The 22,035-nt window shown below is 37.6% G+C and carries 23 protein-coding genes; 15 read left to right on the forward strand and 8 right to left on the reverse strand.

Going from position 1 to position 22,035, the window contains the following annotated elements; all coding sequences use genetic code 11:
* Positions 1 to 71 precede the first annotated feature (71 nt).
* The 5 genes from ASF92_RS10945 to ASF92_RS10965 all read right to left on the reverse strand — a co-directional run bounded on the left by ASF92_RS10945 (position 72) and on the right by ASF92_RS10965 (position 6,310).
* Entirely contained in the window at positions 72 to 1,328 is a 1,257-nt protein-coding gene (locus ASF92_RS10945; protein ID WP_056092328.1) for a dihydroorotase family protein, read from the reverse strand.
* Positions 1,325 to 3,364: a BatA domain-containing protein gene (locus tag ASF92_RS10950; protein WP_056092331.1), complete on the reverse strand. Its 2,040-nt coding sequence runs from the start codon at positions 3,362 to 3,364 to the stop codon at positions 1,325 to 1,327. Before ASF92_RS10950 ends, ASF92_RS10945 begins: the two co-directional genes overlap by 4 nt.
* 55 nt (positions 3,365 to 3,419) lie before the next feature.
* Positions 3,420 to 4,256, reverse strand: a complete 837-nt coding sequence (locus ASF92_RS10955; protein WP_082489539.1) for a TlpA disulfide reductase family protein — start codon at positions 4,254 to 4,256, stop codon at positions 3,420 to 3,422.
* A gap of 65 nt (positions 4,257 to 4,321) precedes the next feature.
* On the reverse strand, positions 4,322 to 4,726 hold the full coding sequence (locus ASF92_RS10960) for a hypothetical protein (protein WP_056092339.1): 405 nt from the start codon (positions 4,724 to 4,726) through the stop codon (positions 4,322 to 4,324).
* A gap of 18 nt (positions 4,727 to 4,744) precedes the next feature.
* Positions 4,745 to 6,310, reverse strand: coding sequence for a L,D-transpeptidase family protein (locus tag ASF92_RS10965; RefSeq protein WP_369817091.1), 1,566 nt, complete (start codon positions 6,308 to 6,310; stop codon positions 4,745 to 4,747).
* Positions 6,311 to 6,581: 271 nt separating this feature from the next.
* Between ASF92_RS10965 and hisG the strand changes: the two genes are divergently transcribed.
* The 11 genes from hisG (at position 6,582) to ASF92_RS11010 (ending at position 15,463) form a co-directional block, all read left to right on the forward strand.
* Positions 6,582 to 7,433 (forward strand): ATP phosphoribosyltransferase, encoded by an 852-nt coding sequence (gene hisG / locus ASF92_RS10970; RefSeq protein ID WP_056092346.1) that lies wholly within the window; start codon positions 6,582 to 6,584, stop codon positions 7,431 to 7,433.
* Positions 7,434 to 7,492: 59 nt separating this feature from the next.
* Positions 7,493 to 8,770 carry a histidinol dehydrogenase gene (hisD, locus tag ASF92_RS10975; RefSeq protein ID WP_056092349.1) on the forward strand — a complete coding sequence of 426 codons (1,278 nt, stop codon included), beginning with the start codon at positions 7,493 to 7,495 and terminating at the stop codon, positions 8,768 to 8,770.
* 92 nt (positions 8,771 to 8,862) lie between these two features.
* Complete coding sequence (hisC, locus tag ASF92_RS10980) at positions 8,863 to 9,903, forward strand: histidinol-phosphate transaminase (protein ID WP_056092352.1); 1,041 nt, start codon at positions 8,863 to 8,865, stop codon at positions 9,901 to 9,903.
* Positions 9,904 to 9,906: 3 nt separating this feature from the next.
* Positions 9,907 to 11,040 (forward strand): bifunctional histidinol-phosphatase/imidazoleglycerol-phosphate dehydratase HisB, encoded by a 1,134-nt coding sequence (gene hisB, locus ASF92_RS10985; protein WP_056092355.1) that lies wholly within the window; start codon positions 9,907 to 9,909, stop codon positions 11,038 to 11,040.
* A gap of 77 nt (positions 11,041 to 11,117) precedes the next feature.
* Positions 11,118 to 11,708, forward strand: a complete 591-nt coding sequence (hisH, locus tag ASF92_RS10990; RefSeq protein WP_056092358.1) for an imidazole glycerol phosphate synthase subunit HisH — start codon at positions 11,118 to 11,120, stop codon at positions 11,706 to 11,708.
* A 55-nt stretch (positions 11,709 to 11,763) separates the two neighbouring features.
* Positions 11,764 to 12,513 (forward strand): 1-(5-phosphoribosyl)-5-[(5-phosphoribosylamino)methylideneamino]imidazole-4-carboxamide isomerase, encoded by a 750-nt coding sequence (gene hisA / locus ASF92_RS10995; RefSeq protein WP_056092361.1) that lies wholly within the window; start codon positions 11,764 to 11,766, stop codon positions 12,511 to 12,513.
* Positions 12,514 to 12,597: 84 nt separating this feature from the next.
* Entirely contained in the window at positions 12,598 to 12,765 is a 168-nt protein-coding gene (locus ASF92_RS21395) for a hypothetical protein (protein WP_231729797.1), read from the forward strand.
* A gap of 32 nt (positions 12,766 to 12,797) precedes the next feature.
* Positions 12,798 to 12,878, forward strand: coding sequence for a DUF559 domain-containing protein (locus ASF92_RS21505; RefSeq protein WP_255353116.1), 81 nt, complete (start codon positions 12,798 to 12,800; stop codon positions 12,876 to 12,878).
* A gap of 113 nt (positions 12,879 to 12,991) precedes the next feature.
* Positions 12,992 to 13,792 carry an imidazole glycerol phosphate synthase subunit HisF gene (gene hisF, locus ASF92_RS11000; RefSeq protein WP_056092363.1) on the forward strand — a complete coding sequence of 267 codons (801 nt, stop codon included), beginning with the start codon at positions 12,992 to 12,994 and terminating at the stop codon, positions 13,790 to 13,792.
* Between the two features lie 107 nt (positions 13,793 to 13,899).
* The gene (gene hisIE / locus ASF92_RS11005; RefSeq protein ID WP_056093274.1) at positions 13,900 to 14,502 is read left to right on the forward strand and encodes a bifunctional phosphoribosyl-AMP cyclohydrolase/phosphoribosyl-ATP diphosphatase HisIE; all 603 of its coding nucleotides are present in this window, start codon (positions 13,900 to 13,902) and stop codon (positions 14,500 to 14,502) included.
* A 61-nt stretch (positions 14,503 to 14,563) separates the two neighbouring features.
* Positions 14,564 to 15,463, forward strand: a complete 900-nt coding sequence (locus tag ASF92_RS11010; protein ID WP_056092367.1) for a WD40 repeat domain-containing protein — start codon at positions 14,564 to 14,566, stop codon at positions 15,461 to 15,463.
* Here the strand turns inward: ASF92_RS11010 and ASF92_RS11015 are convergent.
* The gene (locus tag ASF92_RS11015; RefSeq protein WP_056092369.1) at positions 15,460 to 15,882 is read right to left on the reverse strand and encodes a hypothetical protein; all 423 of its coding nucleotides are present in this window, start codon (positions 15,880 to 15,882) and stop codon (positions 15,460 to 15,462) included. The two genes, ASF92_RS11010 and ASF92_RS11015, sit on opposite strands and share 4 nt — an antisense overlap.
* 11 nt (positions 15,883 to 15,893) lie before the next feature.
* The gene (locus ASF92_RS11020; RefSeq protein WP_056092372.1) at positions 15,894 to 16,679 is read right to left on the reverse strand and encodes a C40 family peptidase; all 786 of its coding nucleotides are present in this window, start codon (positions 16,677 to 16,679) and stop codon (positions 15,894 to 15,896) included.
* 110 nt (positions 16,680 to 16,789) lie between these two features.
* On the opposite strand from ASF92_RS11020, the gene ASF92_RS11025 reads away from it, so the two are divergent.
* Both ASF92_RS11025 and ASF92_RS11030 read left to right on the forward strand, forming a co-directional pair.
* Positions 16,790 to 17,242 (forward strand): universal stress protein, encoded by a 453-nt coding sequence (locus ASF92_RS11025; protein ID WP_056092375.1) that lies wholly within the window; start codon positions 16,790 to 16,792, stop codon positions 17,240 to 17,242.
* Between the two features lie 11 nt (positions 17,243 to 17,253).
* On the forward strand, positions 17,254 to 18,513 hold the full coding sequence (locus ASF92_RS11030; protein ID WP_056092377.1) for a serine hydrolase: 1,260 nt from the start codon (positions 17,254 to 17,256) through the stop codon (positions 18,511 to 18,513).
* A 60-nt stretch (positions 18,514 to 18,573) separates the two neighbouring features.
* On the opposite strand, the gene ASF92_RS11035 is transcribed toward ASF92_RS11030, so the two are convergent.
* Positions 18,574 to 18,924, reverse strand: coding sequence for a 4Fe-4S dicluster domain-containing protein (locus ASF92_RS11035; protein WP_056092380.1), 351 nt, complete (start codon positions 18,922 to 18,924; stop codon positions 18,574 to 18,576).
* Positions 18,925 to 19,003: 79 nt separating this feature from the next.
* Here ASF92_RS11035 and ASF92_RS11040 point away from each other — a divergent pair, with 79 nt between their 5' ends.
* Both ASF92_RS11040 and ASF92_RS11045 read left to right on the forward strand, forming a co-directional pair.
* Complete coding sequence (locus tag ASF92_RS11040; protein ID WP_056093276.1) at positions 19,004 to 20,017, forward strand: acyl-CoA reductase; 1,014 nt, start codon at positions 19,004 to 19,006, stop codon at positions 20,015 to 20,017.
* 67 nt (positions 20,018 to 20,084) lie between these two features.
* The gene (locus ASF92_RS11045; RefSeq protein WP_056092384.1) at positions 20,085 to 21,992 is read left to right on the forward strand and encodes a gliding motility-associated C-terminal domain-containing protein; all 1,908 of its coding nucleotides are present in this window, start codon (positions 20,085 to 20,087) and stop codon (positions 21,990 to 21,992) included.
* The last annotated feature ends 43 nt before the right edge of the window (positions 21,993 to 22,035 follow it).

Genomic DNA, 22,035 nt, shown 5'->3' on the forward strand with positions numbered 1-22,035 from the left:
AGTATCAAGTATCAAGGCCTGCCATGGTTTTCAGCATAGCCGCAGTGCTTTCAGCTTTAGTCTTTCTGCTTTCAGCTTTCCTGGTATTGATTATTATTATAAACTAAAGTTACTTTCCCGGCAAGTTCTTTTCCTAACAAAGGGCTGTTCGCTGATTTCGATTGGTTTGACGATACATCAAAAACCCATCTTTTATCGACTGCAAAAATTGTAAAATTGGCTTCCTGCCCTTCTTCAATCAACGGAACGTTTAAATTTAATAATTTACGCGGGTTAATGGCTAATTTTTCTGCAATAAGACTTGCATCTAATCCTGCCTTCAACACCAGAGGAAGAACGGTTTGCAAAGCAATGATGCCATAATGTGCAATTTCAAATTCTACATTCTTAAACTCAATTTCTTCCGGACGGTGTTGCGATGTGATGGCGTCGATTGTTCCATCTTTTAAACCTGCAATTAATGCTTTCACATCGCTTTTGCTCCGTAATGGCGGTTTAACTTTGTAATTACTATCAAAATCCATCAATAGCTCTTCTGTAAAAACCAGATGATGCGCCGTAACATCACAAGAGATTCGAACACCTTCTTTTTTTGCCTTGCGAATTAAAGCAACTGAGCCCGCTGTGGAAATGTTGCTGATGTGAATTTTAGTTTCATTGTATTGGGCAAGGAAAATATCGCGGGCAATATGCATTTCTTCAGCTAAGGCAGGTAAGCCTTTCATGCCTAAAAGCACCGAATTTTTACTTTCGTTTATCTGAGATTTTCCGGCTATCGATTTATTTTCAGGATAAACCATTACCAAGGCATCAAAACCTTTAGCATATTGCAATGCACGACTCATAAAGCCATCATCCTGAATCGCCCGGTCACCATCAGAAAAGGCTACAGCACCCGCCTGCTGCATGTCAAAAAGTTCAGCAAGTTCCTTTGCTTCACGGTTTTGACTTAAAGCACCAATCGGGTAAACATCAACTAAATTGTTATTCGCTTTATTGATAATATACTCAACCTGAGATTTTGACTGAACGACCGGACTGGTTTGAGGCAAAAGTGCCAGACCTGTAAACCCCCCTGCTTTGGCCGTTGCCGTTAATGTTTGAATATCCTCTTTAGTTTCGAAACCAGGGTCGCCGGCAACACAATTTAAATCGAAAAGTCCAGGCGTTAAAAATGCACCTTCAGCATCGAAAACATTTTCATCTTTTTCCGCTGATAAATTACCGATGCTTTGGATTTTCCCATCAAGTACCCTAACATCACATTGCTGTTTATTAAACTTACTCTGCGGATCGGCTATCGTTACATGTTTTACAAGGAGATTCATATTGTTCTTTTTGTGTTGTTAAAAAATCGGATGAGCAGTATTTCTGCTGCAATAAAAATCAGCGACAAAATTAGACAAAGTTTCCATAAAGTCTGCCCGATTTTATTTGCCCCGGAAACTAACTTAACTGCATCTTTATCTGTATCGTAGATTTTCAAATTAGCTTTTCCTGCAAGATTATCAAGTTCACTTTTACTTAAATAATGCATGTCAGATTCCGACCGGCCAATATTAAAACTATAAACCGCAAGCTGCGAATCGGCCAGCTTCAAATTGTAAAAACCTGGCACTTTAACCTGGTCAGCAACATAAATAAAGGTTTTACCATCAACCTGTCTAACTTCAGGAATGGCCTCAAAATTTTTTGAGTCAAGTTTCAGCATTTGGTTTTTACCCAAAGTGATGTTTTTACTTTTCAAAGTTGTTTCGTCCCCAATGGTGTGATACAAAGTGTTTTCAATGCCGCTGCTTAAGGCCAGGCGATACATTAACGGCACAAAAAACGGATGCCGTGCAAGGTTGCCGTCTGCGCTGTTCAAACTGGTTGCGGATAGGTAAACAAAGCCGTTACCTACTCCATATTTCGCAAAAAATGATTTCCCGCCGGGCAAGCCCAATAGCATTTCTTTGTTCGAAGAATTATTTTCTATAAAGTTGAAATAACGGTTTACAGATGGTAAATCCAGGTTCCTGGGAATCGCTTCAAAAACAGTTTTAAAAATCGGATTCTGCAGGTCTATCTTATCTACCTTCGTGGCAGATGTATTCAAACTTTGAATAACAGGCAATGACAAGTCACTTAAAAATGCATTGTAGGTTTGTACATCTGCATCTAAATCCGGGAATATAACGACTGATCCACCAGCCTTTAGGTAAATTTTTAATTGTTGAGCCAAACCGCTGGATGGATTTCTTAATCCATTGAGTATAATTATACCATAATCAGCAAAGCCACTGTAAATAATGTTGCTTTCAAAATTTTCATTGAGTTTATAGTATTTGTCTGTTGCAAACAGCGTTTTAATGTAATTGCCGACATTCGGTCCATTTATGCTTAATACAGGAAAGTTCAAGTCAACTTTAAAACTAAAGAATAGGGAGTCATCAAAAGTTACAGGGAAATCTTTAATACTGATTACACCTTTTTGCCAACCAGCCGCCAGGCCTGAAAAACTTAAAGTGTCTCTTTTTATTTTTCCAGCGGGAATTGTAACGGAACTTAAAGCTTTCTGTTGGTTATTAATAGTGAGTTTTAAAGGTATACTTACAGCATCTTCTTCAGAATAATTTTTCACCTGAACCACAAGCTTTTCATTTGCACCCGGTTGATGGTTTGGCGACAATGCCCAAACGCTGTCGACCGCTACATTGGGTAAAGTTGTTGCATTAAGTTTTAAAAAAGAATATTGAATATTAGATTTGGTTTCCAGCTTTTTGTTAGCGGCGATGTTTTTCTGAAAATCACTAATGATAAAGCTGTACTTATTAGACGAGCCTGTGAACACATTATTCTGGCGGTTTAAAATCTGTTGAAGATTGCGGGTGGTAGCAGAAATTTTCACATCATCCAACGCGTTTAAAAAATCGTCCTGATTTAATAGGCGTTGGTGTTTACCTTCAAAATCGTTGGTTAGTAGCTGAAATTTATCGTTCAAACCGAACGCTTTCACCAATTCTTTTGCCCGTCTCTTAGCTTCATCAAGCAAATTACCATCCTTGTTAACCGCCTCCATACTGTAGGAATTATCAATATAAACACTTATCGTGTTATTTAACAAGGTTGTTTTTTTATCTGATATAGGAATATAAGGTTGGGCGAAAGCCAGGACTAAAAAGATGATGGCTAAAATTCTTGATAGAAGAATCAATAGGTTTTTGATTTTCTCTTTCGATGAGTTTTGTAACTCAACCTGTTTTAAAAGCTGAACATTTGAGAAATAAACTTTTTTAAATTTCCGGAAATTGAACAAATGAATAATAACCGGAATTGCAACCGATAATAGTGCGAAAAGAAAGCCCGGATAAAGGAAATTCATTAAAAACCAAAGATAGAAAAATTATGGAAAGCGGCGAATATCGATTGTAATAAACTCAGTGAACCGCAAGCTGCTCCAATACTTCCGATGTTTCGCTTCCGGTGTCGACTGTTTTAACCAAAACACCATTTTTATCAATCAAAAAATGACTTGGGTAAGCATTTACCTTTAATTTCTCTGTCATGTATTTTTCCTGGTTGGGAACAGTTGCGTATTCGAATTTTGTTTTACCCAAAAAATCCAGCAGTGGTTTCTTGTCATCAATCGCCAGACTAATAAATAATATATCTTTTCGATTTTTATATTTTTCGACCATCTCGTTTAATTCGGGCATCTCCTGTACACAAGCCACGCAACCTATAAACCAGCATTTAAACAAAACGATTTTACCTTTTGTGTTTTCTGAAGAATAATTGACACCATTTACATCATTAAAATTAAATGACGGAATAGGTTTGCCTTCCATTTTAAAATAACGAAGCTGAGTTTTGGCGTAATCGGCAATAACCGCCCCACCATCTTTTTTAAGATGAGCAGGAATTTTGACCAACTTGTAACTACCGCCTGGATTTTCTGTATGGATTAAAAGCGGTAAGAACTTCCCTTTAGTCAGTTTTAGCAAAAAAGCCTCCTTTTCTATGGGTTTATCATTTTCATCTACAGGCAAAAAATCGCGATATAGCTTTACATATCTTGCATGGTAGTTCCAATAATGCTCAAAGTCAGAAGTTATAGAAGCCAAAGCGTATTCGGGCGTTCCCACTTTTGGCATATTTTCTTTTACAGATAGAACTTGAGTGGATTCAGGTTTAGGTCGGTCTGAATTTGGCTTTTGCAAACACGAGGAAGAAAATAACACAAATAAAAGGAGAATGGCGCATAGATTTCTCATAACTATGTTCTGAACAATTAAGAAACAAGCTACAAATAATATATTAAAATAGAAAAATAGTTAAATTAATAAGAAAATCCAGGAAACTCAATGTTCACGATTTTCCAGGTATCGTTATGCAAAGCAAAATACAGTTTAAAAGGGCCGCTTACAATCTTGGATTGTTTTTGGATAACATCCCTATAACCTGCAACACCTTCAACAAAACCCATCCCCTTTTTATCACTTAGCAGTTCAAAATTGACATCGATGATATCATACCGGCCTCCAACATATTCATCAGATTTACCAAAAATCCCTTTCAGCCTGCCAATGATAATGCCTTTGCCGATCACTTTATTTCCCGGGAGGATAAAGAAATCATTCAGTTCTTCAGTAATAGATTTTGACTGCTTAAACCAGGCATTGATAAATCTAATGGAACTATTTACGATATCAGCCTGATGGTTAAAAGTGGAGTTATCCTGCATTGTGCAAATCTACAGCTTCTATCTAAATTTCTTCATGGCCGTCCAAAGTTTTTCGTCCATTTCATAAACATCGGGGCGGTATTCGATTCTGCCATTTTGAGGCCATGCGGTATAATAGGTAATTAATAATGGAACCGCTTTTTTCGGACCAAACCAAGCCGGTTTCAATTGGAAGGATTTTAAAGTATCAGCCTTCTTCGCCATGCGTTTACGGTACCAGTTCATATGTGTCGTATCAACAGGAAGCAAATCAACTTCAACCCTCAATTTATCGTAAGAATAGTTATCATTTAGTAATTTTTCAGCAAATTCCAAAGGCTTTTCTACGCGTACACAACCGTGACTAATTGCCCTGTTGGCTAAATTAAAACCATTTTTATTGTTGGTATCGTGGAGATAGATACTGGAACTATTATCAAAGATAAACTTGAATTTACCTAAAGCATTACCGCCACCAGAACCCTGTTTAAATTTAAAAGGGAGTTTATCTCTTGAATAGCGGCTCCAGTTAATGGTATCCGGCTCACCAATAAGTTTATCTTTGTAATAAACATTTATATTGCTATTAGATAAATAATAAGGGTCTTTTCGGGCCATCCAATAGATTTCACTTTGTGCAATACTTACCGGAATGTTCCATATCGGATTTGCCTGAATTGAATTAATTTTACTGAACAACAGAGGCGTTTCGTGGTTTTTAGGCTTGTCGTCTAAATTGCCCGATTTGGCAAAGGCTTTCATTTTTTCTTCGTAACCATTCTCACGTTTTCCACCGACGCAAACTTTCATTGATATAACAGTATCTTGTTTATCAAACCATGTAAGCTTAAAATCAGGAATATTTACCTCAACATAGTTATCACCAGTCTCTGGCATTTTCCATCGGAACCGTTCCATATTCAACGCTAAAATTCGCTTTTCAACGGCATTATTAGTTGACAAATAAGCCTGTTGCAAGCCTTTATACTGTGCTGATTTAGGTTGAACTGCGTTTAATGTGTCAACCAGATTTTCCGACGCTAATAATTTCGACATCCCTAAACTATCCGGGCGCTTAACTTTAATGTAATACCTTGAAAAAATACTACGTGGATTAACGACACCGAACTTCAAAAAATTGGTATAATTTAAATACGCATTTGCGCTCAAAATTTCCAGTTTAGCGATCACGGGGTAAGTTTCGTCCACCGTTTTAAATTTATTGGCGCCAAGTTCTGAAAGCAATGATTTTATCTCCTCAGCTTTAAATATTTTTGGATTGATGCCATGAACTGTACTGTTTTGTAAAAAATTCACAAGCGAATCCAGATTACCATTGGTATAGAATTTAGTTACCAATCGTGGCTCATCATTATTCTCCGAATAAAAAGCCTTAATGGTTTTTGGGTTGATAAAATTTACAGAAAGCTCAGCCATTGTTTTCACAAAAACGCTGTCGTAAGCTACAGTATCGAAATCTTTATAAATTTTATTATTAAAATGTTCAGAAAGAACTTTGCCAATTTCTGGAGGTGATTTAAACCAGTTGCAGGCAGAAATACAAATTACAATGGGAATGATTAGAAAGCGGAAGTTCTTCAACACGTAAATTTTAATAAAAAAATAAGCTAATGGAATTTTTAAAACAGCATAATGGCAAATTAAGTGCCATTATTTTTTGATTTACCGTTTCAAACACTATATTTGCCTGCGCTTATCAGCTAACGTATTGATACTGGCATAAATAATTTATGAATTTAACTTTGAAACATCACTTACATTTACATCATCGCCGATAGGCGATATGATATGTTTGTTTTGTACTCAAAACTTTTTTTCCGTAAAATTATTTCTTGTTCATTCTATATTCAATACTTTGAAAACACTTAAAATCGCTATCCAGAAGTCGGGTAGGTTAAACGAAAAATCTGTAGAAATATTAAAAAATTGTGGTCTTTCTTTCGAAAACTATAAAAGTTCTTTAATATCAACCGTTCAAAATTTTCCATTAGAAATCCTCTTTCTTCGCGATGACGACATCCCCGAATACGTTCAGGATGGCATCGCCGATTTGGGCATTGTTGGGGAAAATGTAATCACCGAAACTAAAGCTGGAGTAGAGTACCTGCAACGTTTGGGATTTGGAAAATGCACACTAAAAATCGCTGTTCAAACGGGTAGCGAAATCCAGAAATTAGAAGACTTAAATGGCAAAGCAATTGCGACTTCCTACCCTGTGATTCTTGAAAAATTCTTATCAGAAAAAGGAATAAAATCGGACATCAGAACCATCTCCGGTTCGGTAGAAATTGGTCCGGGTTTAGGTCTGAGCGATGCGATTTTTGATATCGTTTCTACAGGCGGAACGTTAAAGAGTAATGGACTAAAACCATTCGCAGATGTGATGCAATCGGAAGCTGTTTTAATCGGAAATAAATCGATATTGGACAACCCTGAAGTTGCAGAATTGTTGCAGAGAATCCGTTCGGTTTTGAGCGCAAAATCTAACAAATATGTGGTACTAAATGTATCAAAAGACAACCTGCAAAAAGTAGTCGATTTATTACCAGGTGTCAAAAGTCCGACGGTAGTTCCATTGTTTGAACCGGATTGGGTTGCTGTTCATTCTGTAATTGCCGAAGAAGATTTCTGGGATAAAATCAACAGTCTTAAGGCCGCTGGTGCTGAAGGTATTTTAGTGATGCCAATTGAGAAGATTATCACATAAAACAGGTCGAAACACCTTAAAAAAGCATTAACTATTAGTTAATTTAAAATTATAACACATTGAAAGTCTATAAGTATAAGGATTTATCTAAATCAAAAATTGAAGATTTGTGTTCTCGACAAATTGAAGATGATAAATTGGTTGAAGAACGTGTTGCGGATATCATTGAAACTGTAAAAAATGATGGTGATAAATCGCTGATTAATTTCGCTAAAGCCTTTGATAAAGTTGAATTAAAAAAACTTTATTTAGATGCTGAAGAATTGAAAAGCATTGCAGCGACCATTCCGACTGATGCCAAAAAAGCCATTGAAACTGCTTATCAAAACATTAAAGCTTTTCACGAATCGCAGTTAAAAACTGAGGATAAGATCGAAACCACGCCTGGTGTGAGTTGCTGGAGGGAATCAAGGGCGATTGAAAAGGTTGGCCTTTACATTCCCGGCGGAACGGCCGTTTTACCAAGCACATTTTTGATGTTAGCCACGCCAGCAATTATAGCAGGATGTAAGGAAATTGTGGTCTGTTCCCCTCCACAAAGTGATGGTAAAACCAATTGCTATCTGGCTTATTGCGCTGTGCTTTTAGGTATCAAGAGAATATACCTGATTGGAGGTGCACAAGCGGTTGCTGCTATGGCCTTTGGAACCGAAACTGTACCACGGGTTTACAAGATTTTCGGACCAGGTAATCGTTATGTTACGACGGCAAAAACCATGGTTCAAAATAGGGTGGCAATTGACATGCCTGCAGGTCCATCAGAGGTTTTAGTGGTTGCAGATGAAACTGCCAATCCGTCATTTATAGCTGCAGACTTACTTGCGCAAGCTGAACATGGAACTGATAGTCAAGCAATTTTGGTTGCTACCTCAGATGAAATAATTGAAAAAACAATTTTAGAGCTTAAAAATCAGCTGTCTATCCTTCCAAGAAAAGAAATAGCAGCGAAAGCGATTGAAAATTCTTACGCTGTTTTGGTAGAAGATTTAGCTACTGCAATGGATTTTTCGAACGAATATGCACCTGAACATCTGATTTTAGCAACTGAAAATTTTGAATTACTTATTCCCTTGATAATCAATGCTGGTTCTGTATTCTTAGGAAACCTTACTCCTGAGAGCGCAGGCGATTATGCCTCTGGAACAAATCATACCTTACCCACAAGTGGCTTTGCGAAAGCTTATTCCGGAGTATCAACTGATGCTTTTATTAAAAAAATAACCTTTCAACACTTAACGACCAAGGGGTTAAAAAATATTGGTCCCACAGTTGAAACCCTTGCTGCTGCAGAGGGCTTACAGGCTCATAAGAATGCAATTACAATTAGATTAAAATAGTTTGTTTGTTTTTTGGTTGATTGGTTGTTTCGATAGAAACAAATAGGACAATCCAAACAACTAAAAAACTAAAACCTAAATAACCAGTAAAAATGGACATCAACGATTTAGTCAGAGAAAATATAAAGAACCTTAAACCCTACTCTACTGCCAGAGATGAATTTAAAGGACAAGCATCTGTATTTTTAGATGCAAATGAAAACAGCTACGGCTCTCCCCTACCCGCGAATTACAACCGTTATCCGGATCCATTACAATTGGATTTAAAGGATGCCATCAGCAAGATTAAAGGTGTGCCAATTGAAAATACCTTCTTAGGTAACGGCAGCGATGAGGCAATTGATTTGTTATTTCGTGCCTTTTGCAACCCAGGAAAAGACAACGTAATTGTCCTGCCACCAACCTATGGCATGTATGAAGTTTCGGCGAACATAAACGATGTAGAAATCCGCAAGGTTAGCTTGCTTCCTAACTTCCAGTTAGACATGGAAAAAATTGCAGAAACGATTGATAATAATACAAAATTGATCTTCATTTGTTCACCCAATAATCCGACAGGAAATTCGATAAACCGCGAAGATATTGAAACCATTTTAGCCAACTTTAAAGGCATCGTTGTGGTAGACGAAGCGTACATAAATTATGCCCGGCAGAAGACCTTTATTCAGGAGTTAACCGAGTATGCAAACCTGGTTGTTTTGCAAACTTTTTCGAAGGCATGGGGGCTTGCTGCACTTCGCTTGGGAATGGCATTTTCTTCAAGAAAAGTGATTGATGTTTTGAACAAAATTAAGCCGCCTTACAACATCAATCAGGCCACTCAGGATTTAGCTTTCGAAGCACTAAAAAATATCGAACAGGTTAACGACTGGATTAAAGAATCTGTTGCCGAAAGAGAACGCCTTTCTTTCGATTTAAATGCACTGGATATCGTTATAAAAGTATATCCATCCGATGCCAATTTTATATTGTCGGAAGTAACTGATGCGACTAAAATTTACGACACTTTAGTTGAGGAAGGAGTCATCGTTAGGGACCGTTCGAAAGTTACTTTGTGCGAGGGTTGTTTACGAATTACAGTCGGCACCAAAGAGGAAAATGATAAACTCTTAAACATTCTGAAAAAATTTTAAAAGATGAAGAAAGTATTATTTATAGACCGCGATGGAACTTTAAATATTGAACCGGATGATGAGCAGGTGGATAGTTTCGCAAAGCTGAAATTTTATCCACGTTCCATTTATTATCTGTCGAAAATTGCATCCGAAATGGATTACGAATTGGTGATGGTGACCAATCAGGATGGATTGGGAACGCCATCAAATCCAGAAGAAAATTTCTGGCCCATTCATAATTTCATGCTGGATACTTTCGCTGGCGAAGGCGTGAATTTCAGCGAAATCATAATCGACAAAACTTTTGCAAAAGATAATGCGCCTACCCGAAAACCAGGCACAGCGTTGCTGACAAAATATTTGAGTGGCGATTACGATTTGAAAAATTCTTATGTAATCGGCGACAGGTTAAATGATGTGGTTTTAGCAAAAAATTTAGGCGCAAAAGCGATTTTTCTTCGTCAGAATGATGCACTTGGTTCTACCGAGGCTTTAGACAAACATGAAACTTTGTTGGACATCATTATTTTGGAAACACAGAAATGGGAAGACATTTACAACTTGCTTAAAGCCGGAAGTAGAAAAATTAACCATGTACGCAAAACCAACGAAACCGATATTACCATCAATTTAGACTTGGATGGTACTGGAAAAGCAAAAATTGAAACAGGTTTAAACTTTTTCGACCACATGCTCGATCAGATTGCCAGGCATGGAAGCGTAAATTTGGAAGTAATTGCCAAAGGCGATTTACACATCGACGAGCACCATACCATTGAAGACACTGGAATTGCACTTGGCGAGGCTTTTGCTAAAGGCTTAGGCAACAAACTAGGCATCGAGCGTTATGGCTTCTGTTTACCAATGGACGATTGTTTGGCGCAGGTTGCCATTGATTTCGGCGGCCGTAACTGGATTGTCTGGGATGCTGAATTTAAACGGGAGAAAGTTGGCGATATGCCCACTGAAATGTTTTATCACTTCTTTAAATCGTTCAGTGATGCATCAAAATGTAACTTAAATATTAAAGCCGAGGGTGATAACGAACATCATAAAATTGAAGCTATATTTAAAGCTTTCGCAAAAGCGATAAAAATGGCGATTAAACGTGATGCAGAGAAAATGGTGTTGCCGAGTACAAAGGGACTTTTGTAAATGAACAATGATAAATGAGCAAGGAACAACGACTGATTGTCTTTATTCTTTGTTCTTTACTCTTTAATCCTAATGATATGATTGGAATAGTGAATTATGGAGCGGGAAATATTTTTTCTTTAACCGCAGCTTTAGATCGTTTAAAAGTGCAATACGGCATGGTAAACATAGAATCTGACCTGGAAAAATATAGCCATATTATTATCCCTGGCGTTGGCCATGCGGGTGCGGCAATGGAAAAATTAAAGCATACCGGATTAATCAAAGCCATCAAAGCCTTAGAAAAACCTGTTTTAGGAATCTGTGTAGGCATGCAACTTATTACCGAACATTCAGAAGAAGGAGATGCAGAATTATTGGATATCGTACCAGTTAAAACCAAAAAATTTGATAAGTCTCTGAGCATCAAAATACCACACATGGGTTGGAATGCGGTTCAGCACAAAAACAATTCGATATTCGAAGGTGTTGAGGATAATGCACAATTTTACTTCGTTCATTCGTACTTTATTGAATATAACCCTACTTTTGATATTGCCTCTGCCAATTATGGACTAAAATTTTCAGCAGCGGTGCAAAAAAACAATTTTTATGGCGTACAGTTTCATCCGGAGAAATCTGGAAAAGCTGGCGAACAGATATTAAAAAATTTTTCAAACCTCAAATGAGATTTAAAAATTAACAGTAACTTTTAACTTTCACCCTTAACTTATAATTCGAGAAATGTATATAATTCCTGCTATTGATATTTTGGACGGAAAGGTTGTTCGCCTGCGAGAGGGTGATTACAATCAAAAAACTGAATACGATGTATCCATCGCCGAGATGATAGAAAAATACCGTTCAAATGGAACAGATTTCATTCATATCATTGATTTGAATGGTGCTAAAGGTGATTTCAGCAACCAAAAATCACTTTTCGAAATCATTAAAAAAACCGAAATGAAAGTGCAGTACGGTGGCGGGATACGTACCATTGAGCAGGTAACAAATTTACTTGATGCAGGCATTCACCGGGTGATTGTAGGTACACAAGCAATTACCAACCCTGATTTCTTACAGCAGCTAAGTGAGGCTTTTGCTAAAAAAGACAATTATGCTAACCGCATTGTTGTTGCCATCGATGTTTTAGATGAAGTAATTAAATATTCAGGATGGATGGAAAGCTCACCAATTAAGTTAATGGACTATGTTGATAAATGTCTGGCGCTAGGTTTCTTTCGCTTTTTGTGTACAGACATCAGCAAAGACGGAAAACTGGGTGGCGCAGCAATAGATCTTTATAAAAAACTGCTTGAGCATTCTCCAATGATTAAACTAATCGCTTCTGGTGGGGTAAGTTCAATGGAAGATATCTATGAATTAGCTAAATATCCGATTAGAAGTGTTGTTGTGGGAAAAGCGATTTATGAGGATAGAATTACTGTTGAAGAGATTAAAGAGTGGAATTTGAAAGCGCTGACTTCGATATAACCCCCCGGCCCCCTAAAGGGGAAGCTAATAGCAAAGTGGAAATAGCGCAGTTAAAATAAGATGGTGCAGGTAACATTGTTCAAAATGACTTATAATCTTGATGATGATTTTGATTTTTTGCAGGTTAACGAGCCAAAGATGTTTTATGGCGCATCAAATATTATTTTTGAAAATGCGAAGCAATTAAGAAACCGGTTAACGGAATCTGAAAGAATATTGTGGGAATATATTAAGAAAAGAAACTTGGAGTAAAATTTAGAAGACAACATCCTATCTCTTGTTTTATTGCTGATTTTTATTGCCATGAGAAGAAAATAATCATCGAACTAGATGGCAGCATCCACAATGTAAAAGATATTTTTTAGATAACGATTTACAAAGGCAGGCTGCAAAAGCTTTTGGAATAAAAGTTTTAAGGTTTAAAAACGAAGAAATTTATAAAAACATAAACATTGTTTTGGACAAAATAAATGAAGCCATGCAGGCTGAGCAATTCGCAGTTCCCCCTTTAGGGGGCGGAGGGGGTTTAAGTAAAAGAATTATCCCCTGCCTCGACGTTAAAGACGGTCGCACAGTAAAAGGCGTAAACTTTGTTGATCTGCGTGATGCTGGCGACCCGGTAGAACTTGCGGCTCAATATGCACAGCAAGGTGCTGATGAACTTGTTTTTCTCGACATTACGGCTACGCACGAACGTCGTAAAACGATGATAGAAATGGTTAAATCTGTTGCCCGTCAATTGAATATTCCATTTACAATTGGCGGTGGAATTACAGAAATCGCTGATGCGGAGGCATTACTAAATGCTGGCGCAGATAAAATTAGCATCAATTCCGCAGCAGTTAGAAATCCAATGCTAATTGAAGAACTGGCAAAAGCATTTGGCGTTCAATTTGTGGTTTTAGCAGTTGATACCAAATTTGTTGATGGAAAAAACAGGGTTCACTTAAGCGGGGGAAGATTAATTACTGAACTTGAGACTGAAAACTGGATAAAACAAGCTGAAGATTTAGGCGCAGGTGAAATCCTCTTAACTTCAATGGACCATGACGGTACAAAAGCCGGTTTTGATTGCGGTTTACTCAGCAAAGTAAATCAGATGATAAACATCCCGATTATTGCTTCCGGTGGTGCAGGCAATATGGAACATTTCACCGAGGTTTTTCAAAAAGCGAATGTTGATGCTGCATTGGCCGCATCGGTGTTCCATTATGGCGAAATCCTGATTCCTGATTTAAAACAAGAATTAAAAAGGAATAACATTCCGGTAAGAATATAATAGTTAACTCGTCATTGCGAGGCACGAAGCAATCCTAATGCTATGGGTTCGAAACCTGCAAAAATTTAAGATGCTTCGTGCCTGGCAATGATGGAAACATCATAAAAATGACAATTGATAGTAATTCCCTTGATTGGGAGAAAACAGCTGGCTTACTCCCTGTAATCATTCAGGATTTCAAAACTTTAGAGGTTTTAATGCTCGGCTATATGAATGAAGAAGCTTTATCTAAAACACAAACTGAAGGCAAAGTAACTTTCTTTTCGCGCTCTAAAAACCGCCTTTGGACAAAAGGTGAAACCAGCAATAACTTTCTTTATGTTAAAGAACTTTTTGTTGATTGCGATAATGATACCATCCTGATTAAAGCCGACGCCGTTGGACCAACTTGCCACACTGGTAGTCGCAGCTGTTTTAAAACGGAATTTAACCAGAATTTCATTTTTGAATTGGAAAACATCATTACCGATAGGTATGAAAATCCTGTTGAGGGTTCGTACATAAATAAAATGCGTGGTAAGGGCTTAAACAAAATTGCCCAAAAAGTTGGCGAAGAAGGTGTAGAAACCGTGATTGCTGCACTTGCCGAAACCGACGAGGAATTGATCGGCGAAGCATCTGACCTGGTTTTTCACTTACTATTTTTATTGAAAGAGAAAGGTTTGTCTATTCAGGATATTGCGAAGAATTTAGAAAGTAGACACAAATAGTTACGTGATTAATTTCTACAATCCTGCCCGGTAACATATAACAGTCAACCCACAACACAAAATGCTGAAACACCTGAGAACCCTTTCTGGTCATCAAAATCCGGTATATGCTTTAGCCAATTCCGATAAAGCTGAAACTTTTTTCAGCGCAGGAAATGATAAAGGGGTTGTAGAATGGTCGCTGGAAACGATGGCTTTTGTAAAGGTTAAAATGCCGGTGCAAAGCTCTGTTTATTACCTGCATTATTACAACCATCAACTTTTTGTTGGGGAGCGTAGCGGTGCTTTTAGTGTTTACAATTTTAATGAAGAAAAAGTAATTTCAAGAATTAGCGCTCACACCAAGCCCATTTTCAATATTCAAACGGTTAAAAGTAAAAATGAACTTATAACCACTGGCGAAGATGGAACGGTTGCGGTTTGGTCGCTAACTGATTTTACTGAAATTTATCGCTTTCAAGCGGCTTACGATACCGTTCGGGCCATTGCAATTTCTAATGATGAAACTGAGATTGCTTTCGGCTGTAAAGACCATTTAATTAAAATTTACAACCTTGCTGACTATAGCATTAAACAAAATTTAGACAGCCACTCTTTGCCCGTAACTTCATTGGCGTATCATCCGGCGGGAAAATATTTAATCTCCGGAAGCAGAGATGCGCAATTAAAAATCTGGAATTTGCCGGCTTATGAGCTTCTGCAGACCATTCCGGCGCATATGTTTACAGTTTACGATATCGCTTTTCATCCTAAACTTCCCTACTTTGCAACAAGCAGTCAGGATAAAAGCATCAAATTATGGGATGCAGACAATTTTAAATTGTACAAAATATTAAGTTTAGAAAAAACAGGTATTGGCCATAGCCATTCGATCAATAAACTTTTATGGAGTAACGATGGGAAATATTTAATTTCTACGGGTGATGACAGGCAGATAATGGTTTGGGAGATGGAAAGCTAATTTTTATTTTTAAGCTTTTCAATTAACTTTAAAAGTGCTTCCCTATTTTTTGCTAAATGATAAAATTTCGGAAGTTTTTCTAAGAGCGTATAATGTGATCGGTCTTTATGCTCGCGAAGATTGGCAGAAATATAACTTTCCAAATAGAGTAAATGTTCAAAATTGAAGGCCCAAAACATTTCATCTTTAAATGGCGCCTGTAACCATAGTTCTGCCCCAAAATAACCATCAGCAGCCATATGCAAATCACCTGTAGATGTTTCTTTATTATAGCCACAATGCAAACACGTTAACTTTGCATGCTTTCCTTCATAATCTACTTTAGTTGTCGCTTTTTTCAGGCAACAAGGGCAAATAATCCAAACATCTGTTTGAAAATGACTTAATCTAAAATTTTGATCCAGAAAACGTTCTTTCATTGTTTAGATTGTCAATGCAAAAACCGTTTTATAATTCTCAACTTATGGCTGTAAACACCTAATTCTCTATTAAAAATTCCCTGGTCATCAATTGGATCTATTTTTACTTTTGCCGAGGAGTGAATAATTTCATTTGGGCTCAGCATGATCCCAACGTGCGTAATTTTACCTTCAGCATTATCAAAAAACGCAACATCGCCCGGTTTAACTTCTGCCAAAAAGCCAACCAATTCGCCTTGTTCCGCTTGCTGTGACGCATCCCGGTTTAACTTAATGTTTAGCATTTTGAAAACCGTTTGCACAAAACCCGAACAATCTAAACCAAATAAATTCCGCCCTCCCCATAAATAAGGAACATTCTGAAAAAATTTAGCGGTTGATTCAATTTCTGTTTTGAAATCAGTTTTCGAGTTATCATGAGGCTCGAAATTGAGTTTGAATTTTTCTTCTCCAGCATAGCAATACCCATCAGCCAAAAACGGTAAATTACTACCCGGACTTAAATGATATTGACTTCCATCAACAGCTATTAGAACATTATCAAAATTTAATGGGGCCAAGAAATTATAATTAGCCATTTCTATAAACTGCTCGCGGGAGAGAGATGCCAATTGTCGAAAATCCATCCAACCCTGATAACCATCATAACCATTTTGAATGAGCCACCAACGTTCATCTTTTTGAAGAATCTCTACATGCTCACCATATAATAGTTGCGAAACAATTTCCGATTTATCTGAAGGTTCGGCCCTTAAAGGCGCAACTGCAATTCTGCAAATACCATATTGATTTCCCATTTGAATATGCTCTTAAAAGATTTGGTAAAACTAAGAAAATCCATCGGGCCACTAACATTTTGTATGCAAATTTGTTAATTTTATGATGATAACGTTTAAACCTTCTCAACATGAACTTTAAGAAAATATTAATTGCCGTTGATAATAGTACCTGCTCGGAAAAGGCAGCAAAAGCCGGCTATGAAATTGCTGAAAAATTTGGTTCAGAAGTAGCATTGGTCAATATAGTTGAGCCTGTCCCTGCGAATGTAAATCCAGACTTAACCCTTGCACCCGTCTTTCTGGAAACTTATGATAACAGCGAAGAAAATAGTCATATTCTATTAAAAGAAATGGAAACAAAGTTTTCAAACGGAATAAAGACCACTTATTTAAGCGTCGTGGATACAGCAGCACATGGGATTATTCAACAGTCAGACGAATGGGGTTCCGATTTGATTGTTATAGGTACCTATGGAAGAACCGGTTTATACCACTTTTTAATGGGTAGCGTGGCGGAACACGTAGCGAGGAAATCTGCCTGCCCTGTTTTAATCATTCCCAATAAAAGCGAGATTGACTAGCATCATGTAAAATGAATAAAATCTTCTGCTCTAATTTCTTGTTCATCACATTAATCTGGAGCTCCAGCCTTGTTTTCGGTCAGGAAGATACAAAAACGGTAGTCTTTTCCGATAGTGAAAAAGCTAAAATTGATAACCTGTTTAAAGACTACATTGCTAAAGGCTGGATAAAAAGCATAACGGCAAATATTGCGGTAGATGGTAAAACAGTTTATAACAAAGCGTTCGGTAACAATCTAAATCGACCGGCTAAAACTGATGATATTTTACGAATCGCTTCACAAACTAAAGCCGTAACATGTACGGCAGTGATGATTTTATTTGACGAGGGAAAATTTGCTCTTGAAGACCCGATTTCAAAATACATACCCGCATTTAAAAACCCTAAGGTATTAGATAAATTTAACCCAGCCGATTCCAGCTACACCACTAAACCTGCTAATCACGAAATTACCATTCGCGAGTTAATGACGCATACGTCAGGATTGGGTTATGCTCAAATCGGCTCGCCTGAAATGAATGCGATTTATGCTAAAGCCGGAATTGAAGCTGGTTTTGTTATTAACAAAAAGCTTCTGGAGACTGAAATAAACAAACTAGCCAGATTACCATTAGCTAGCCAGCCAGGAGAAAGGTGGCAATACAGCTTAGGCATTGATGTGCTGGGTAGGTTGGTTGAGGTTGCTTCTGGCTTTAATCTAGACGTTTTTTTCAAAGAACGAATCTTCCAGCCTCTTGGCATGAGCGATACTTATTTTGCACTTCCAAGAGCGAAAGTGAACAGACTGGCTACAGTTTATACTGAAGATCCAAAATCACATACCGTTAAACCCTGGAAAGACGGTGCTTTTCCCGGCGCGACCATTAACTACCCTTTAAATGGAAACGGCTACTTTGCTGGTGGAGCAGGACTAGTTTCAACTTCACAAGATTATGGCATTTTTTTACAGATGTTGCTCAACCGAGGTACATTTAATGGTAAAAGAATACTTTCGGAAAATAGTGTGAGGTTGATGATCCGCAACCAGATAGGAAGTATTCCTTTTACTGACAATACTTTTGGATTGGGCTTCGAAGTAGTTACGGAGAAAAGCAGCAAAAAAACTGGTCAGAGTGCTGGTTCCTTTGGATGGGGAGGTTTTTTCGGTTCCACTTATTGGGTAGATCCCAAAAAGAAAATTGTTGCACAAATCTACGTTCAGCAATGGCCTTTTTCACATGGCGAAATCGCTGAAAAATTCAAATCCATTATTTATAACGGCGTTAAATAAAAAAGTTCCATATTTCTATGGAACTTTTATTTTATAGATCTAAAATCGTAATTCTAAAAACTAGTGCTCCTGATGTAACCAGGCTTTCTTAGCTAATAATTCTTCTTCGGTTTCCCGGATGTCTTCATCATCTACGCAACAATCAACCGGACAAACTGCGGCGCACTGAGGCTCATCATGAAATCCTTTGCATTCTGTACATTTATCCGATACAATGTAATAAACCTCATCTGAAACCGCCTCTTGCGATGCATCAGCTTCAATTTGTTGATTACCAAAATCAATAACGCCTTCTAAATTTGTCCCATCAGAAAAACGCCATGCAGTACCGGCATCATAAATTGCATTATTAGGGCATTCCGGTTCACATGCCCCACAATTTATACACTCATCTGTTATTTTAATTGCCATGTCTTCGTCTAATTCTTTTGCTTAGTTTACCTTTGCAGCTGCAAATATAAGATATAATCAATTAATAATGTTTCTAAATATGTCAGTTTTAACTCAGGAAAAAGTAATTATCGCCTTTAAAAATTTAGGTAAGTTTCTTGCAGGCTCAACTGATGATTTAGAAAGTGCTAAGTATTCGGCACAAAATACCAACGCCTGGTTTACGCCAGAAAACATCAAAAAATCAACTGATTCTTTTTCGGCAATGCTCAATGAAGCGGATATCGATAACTGGTTTCAGACCATTGATTTTAGTTCTTCACCAAAGAAAATTGGATTAATCCTCGCTGGTAACATTCCTATGGTCGGTCTGCACGACGTTTTAAGCGTACTTGCTACTGGAAATACAGCGTTGATAAAATTATCCTCCTCTGATGATAAGCTGATAAAAGCCATCCTTGAACAACTGATTATTATAGAACCATCCTTTCAAGACAGAATTGAATATGTAGAGCGTTTAAAAGATTTTGATGCTGTAATTGCAACCGGGAGTAATAATTCTTCAAGGTATTTCGACTACTATTTTGGCAAAGTTCCAAACATCATCAGAAAAAACAGGAATAGTGTGGCCGTTCTTGATGGATCAGAAACTTTTGAAGACATACAGAATTTAGGTGCAGATGTATTTGATTATTTCGGTTTGGGTTGTAGAAATGTTTCAAAGATCTATCTACCAAAGGGCTATGACATTGCCAAATTTTACGAGGGTATTGAAAGTTACCAATATATAATCAACCATTTCAAGTATAACAATAATTACGATTACAATAAATCTATTTACCTGGTAAATGCGGCCAAGCATTTTGATAATGGCTTTTTACTGCTGAAAGAAGATGAAAGTTTGACCTCGCCCCTTGCGGTTCTTTTTTATGAAGAATACGAAAATACGGGTGACTTGGAAGAAAAGTTGAAAGCAAAAGCAGGAGAAATTCAGTGTGTGGTAACTAAAATGCAATTAGATATTAAAACCTTTAAATTTGGCGAAAGTCAGCACCCTAAACTTTGGGATTATGCCGACAATGTGAACACTGTAGAGTTTTTAAAGCGTTTGTAACTTAAATCCGGCGCATTATGCCAATTCAGTTTTTTATTAAGATATTGCGTTAAATTGTTTCATTCAGATGCGCTATCAGATTCGGATTTTTCTGTTTTTATTCTTAATTTTTATACTCAATAATCTGTCAGCACAACAAGTGTGCACTGGCGCACTGGGCGACCCGGTAATCAATATAAATTTCGGATCCGGAAATACTACTTTTAGTAATCCATTAAGCGGTAACGCCACAAATTACAGGTTTATAGCTGGCACACCCGAAGATGGTGATTATACCATTACAAAAAATACGAATGGCATGAGGTCTGGCTGGCACCAGATTAACAATCATACACCTAATGACCCCAATGGTTATATGATGGTTGTAAACGCTTCAAATACGCCGGGTATTTTTTATCAAACATCAATTCCTGATTTGTGCCCCGGGACAACATACGAGTTTGCAGCATGGATTACTAATATCCTGAATTACTCTGGAATTAAGCCAAATATTACTTTTTCAATCGAAACTAGCGCTGGTGCTGTACTACAAAGTTATAATACCGGAGATATCCAAGACGGTCCAACACCCGTTTGGAACCAATATGCCACCACTTTTAAGACTGGCAGTCAAACAGATTTGATATTAAAAATTACAAATAATGGACCGGGTGGCAATGGAAATGATATTGCTTTAGATGACATCACTTTCAGAGCTTGCGGCCCAACCATTATTCCTAGTATTGGTGGTCTCGCAGATAAAAATCTATCGATTTGTAAGGGTACAACAGGAAATTATCAACTAAGTGCTGAAGTTTCATCTGTTTATGTAGAGCCAGCTTATCAATGGCAAGCTAATAGTGGGAATGGATGGACCGATATTAATAGTGCCACTTCAACTGAAACAACAATTTCTTTAAATAATTTAATTCCCGGAGTTTACCAATACCGACTTGTCGCTGCCGAGAAACAAAATATTGGATCGGCAAATTGCAGAGTCGCTTCTGCCCCATTAACAATCACTGTAAATTCAAAACCAAACACATCAGCAAGCAACAACGGCCCTGTTTGTGTCGGCGCAAACATTCAACTTTCGGCTACGGAAGGTGCAACCTTTACCTGGACAGGTCCGAATGGTTTTACCTCTAGTGATAAATCGCCATTGATTAATAATGCGCAGTTAAACATGTCTGGTGTATATACTGTGACAGCGACGTTAAATGGTTGCACCAGCACATCATTTACAAATGTATTGGTACTTGATCCGGTTGATGCCTCAACAAGTTTTAATAGTGTTCCAATTTGCGAAGGTACATCTACGCGATTGTTTGCCAGCGGCGGCACAGCTTATAAATGGTTTCCAACAGAAGGTTTGTCTAATCCAGATATAGCCGACCCTATTGCAACACCTAAAGAAACGACAATATATACAGTTACCGTATCCAATGGGGCATGTAGTGCTACTGCAACTTCTGAAGTCATCGTTATTAAAAATGCGGTAGCGAACGCAGGGGCGGATATTAAAATTTTAAGTGGCCAATCCACTATTTTGAATGGACAAATTTCAGGAGATAATGTTAGTTATTTCTGGACACCTGCCGATTATCTAGACGATGCAACCAAGTTAAATCCTGTCGCTACGCCACCTTCAGATATAACCTACACCTTGCATGCCATTTCAAATCAAGGTTGTTTAAGCAGTACTGACGAAGTTTTTATAAAAGTATACCCAAAAATCGTTATACCAAATTCTTTTTCACCTAATGGAGATGGGGTTAACGATACCTGGATTATTCCTGTAGCAGATGGCTTTCCTAATGCGAAAGTTAGCATCGTAAACAGAACGGGAAGCTTACTTTATCAAAGTAATGGCGTTTACAAGCCCTGGGATGGAAAGTTCGAAGGAAAAGACTTACCAGTCGGAACCTATTATTATACAATTTATTTCAACGAAGATTTCCAAATGTTTTCAGGCTGGATTTTCCTTAGCCGATAATCTTTTGCCTTTCAGCTTTCAGCTTAAATAGCTATTTTTGGAC

It is taken from the genome of Pedobacter sp. Leaf176, assembly GCF_001424305.1.
In the GTDB taxonomy this organism is placed as follows: Bacteria; Bacteroidota; Bacteroidia; order Sphingobacteriales; family Sphingobacteriaceae; genus Pedobacter.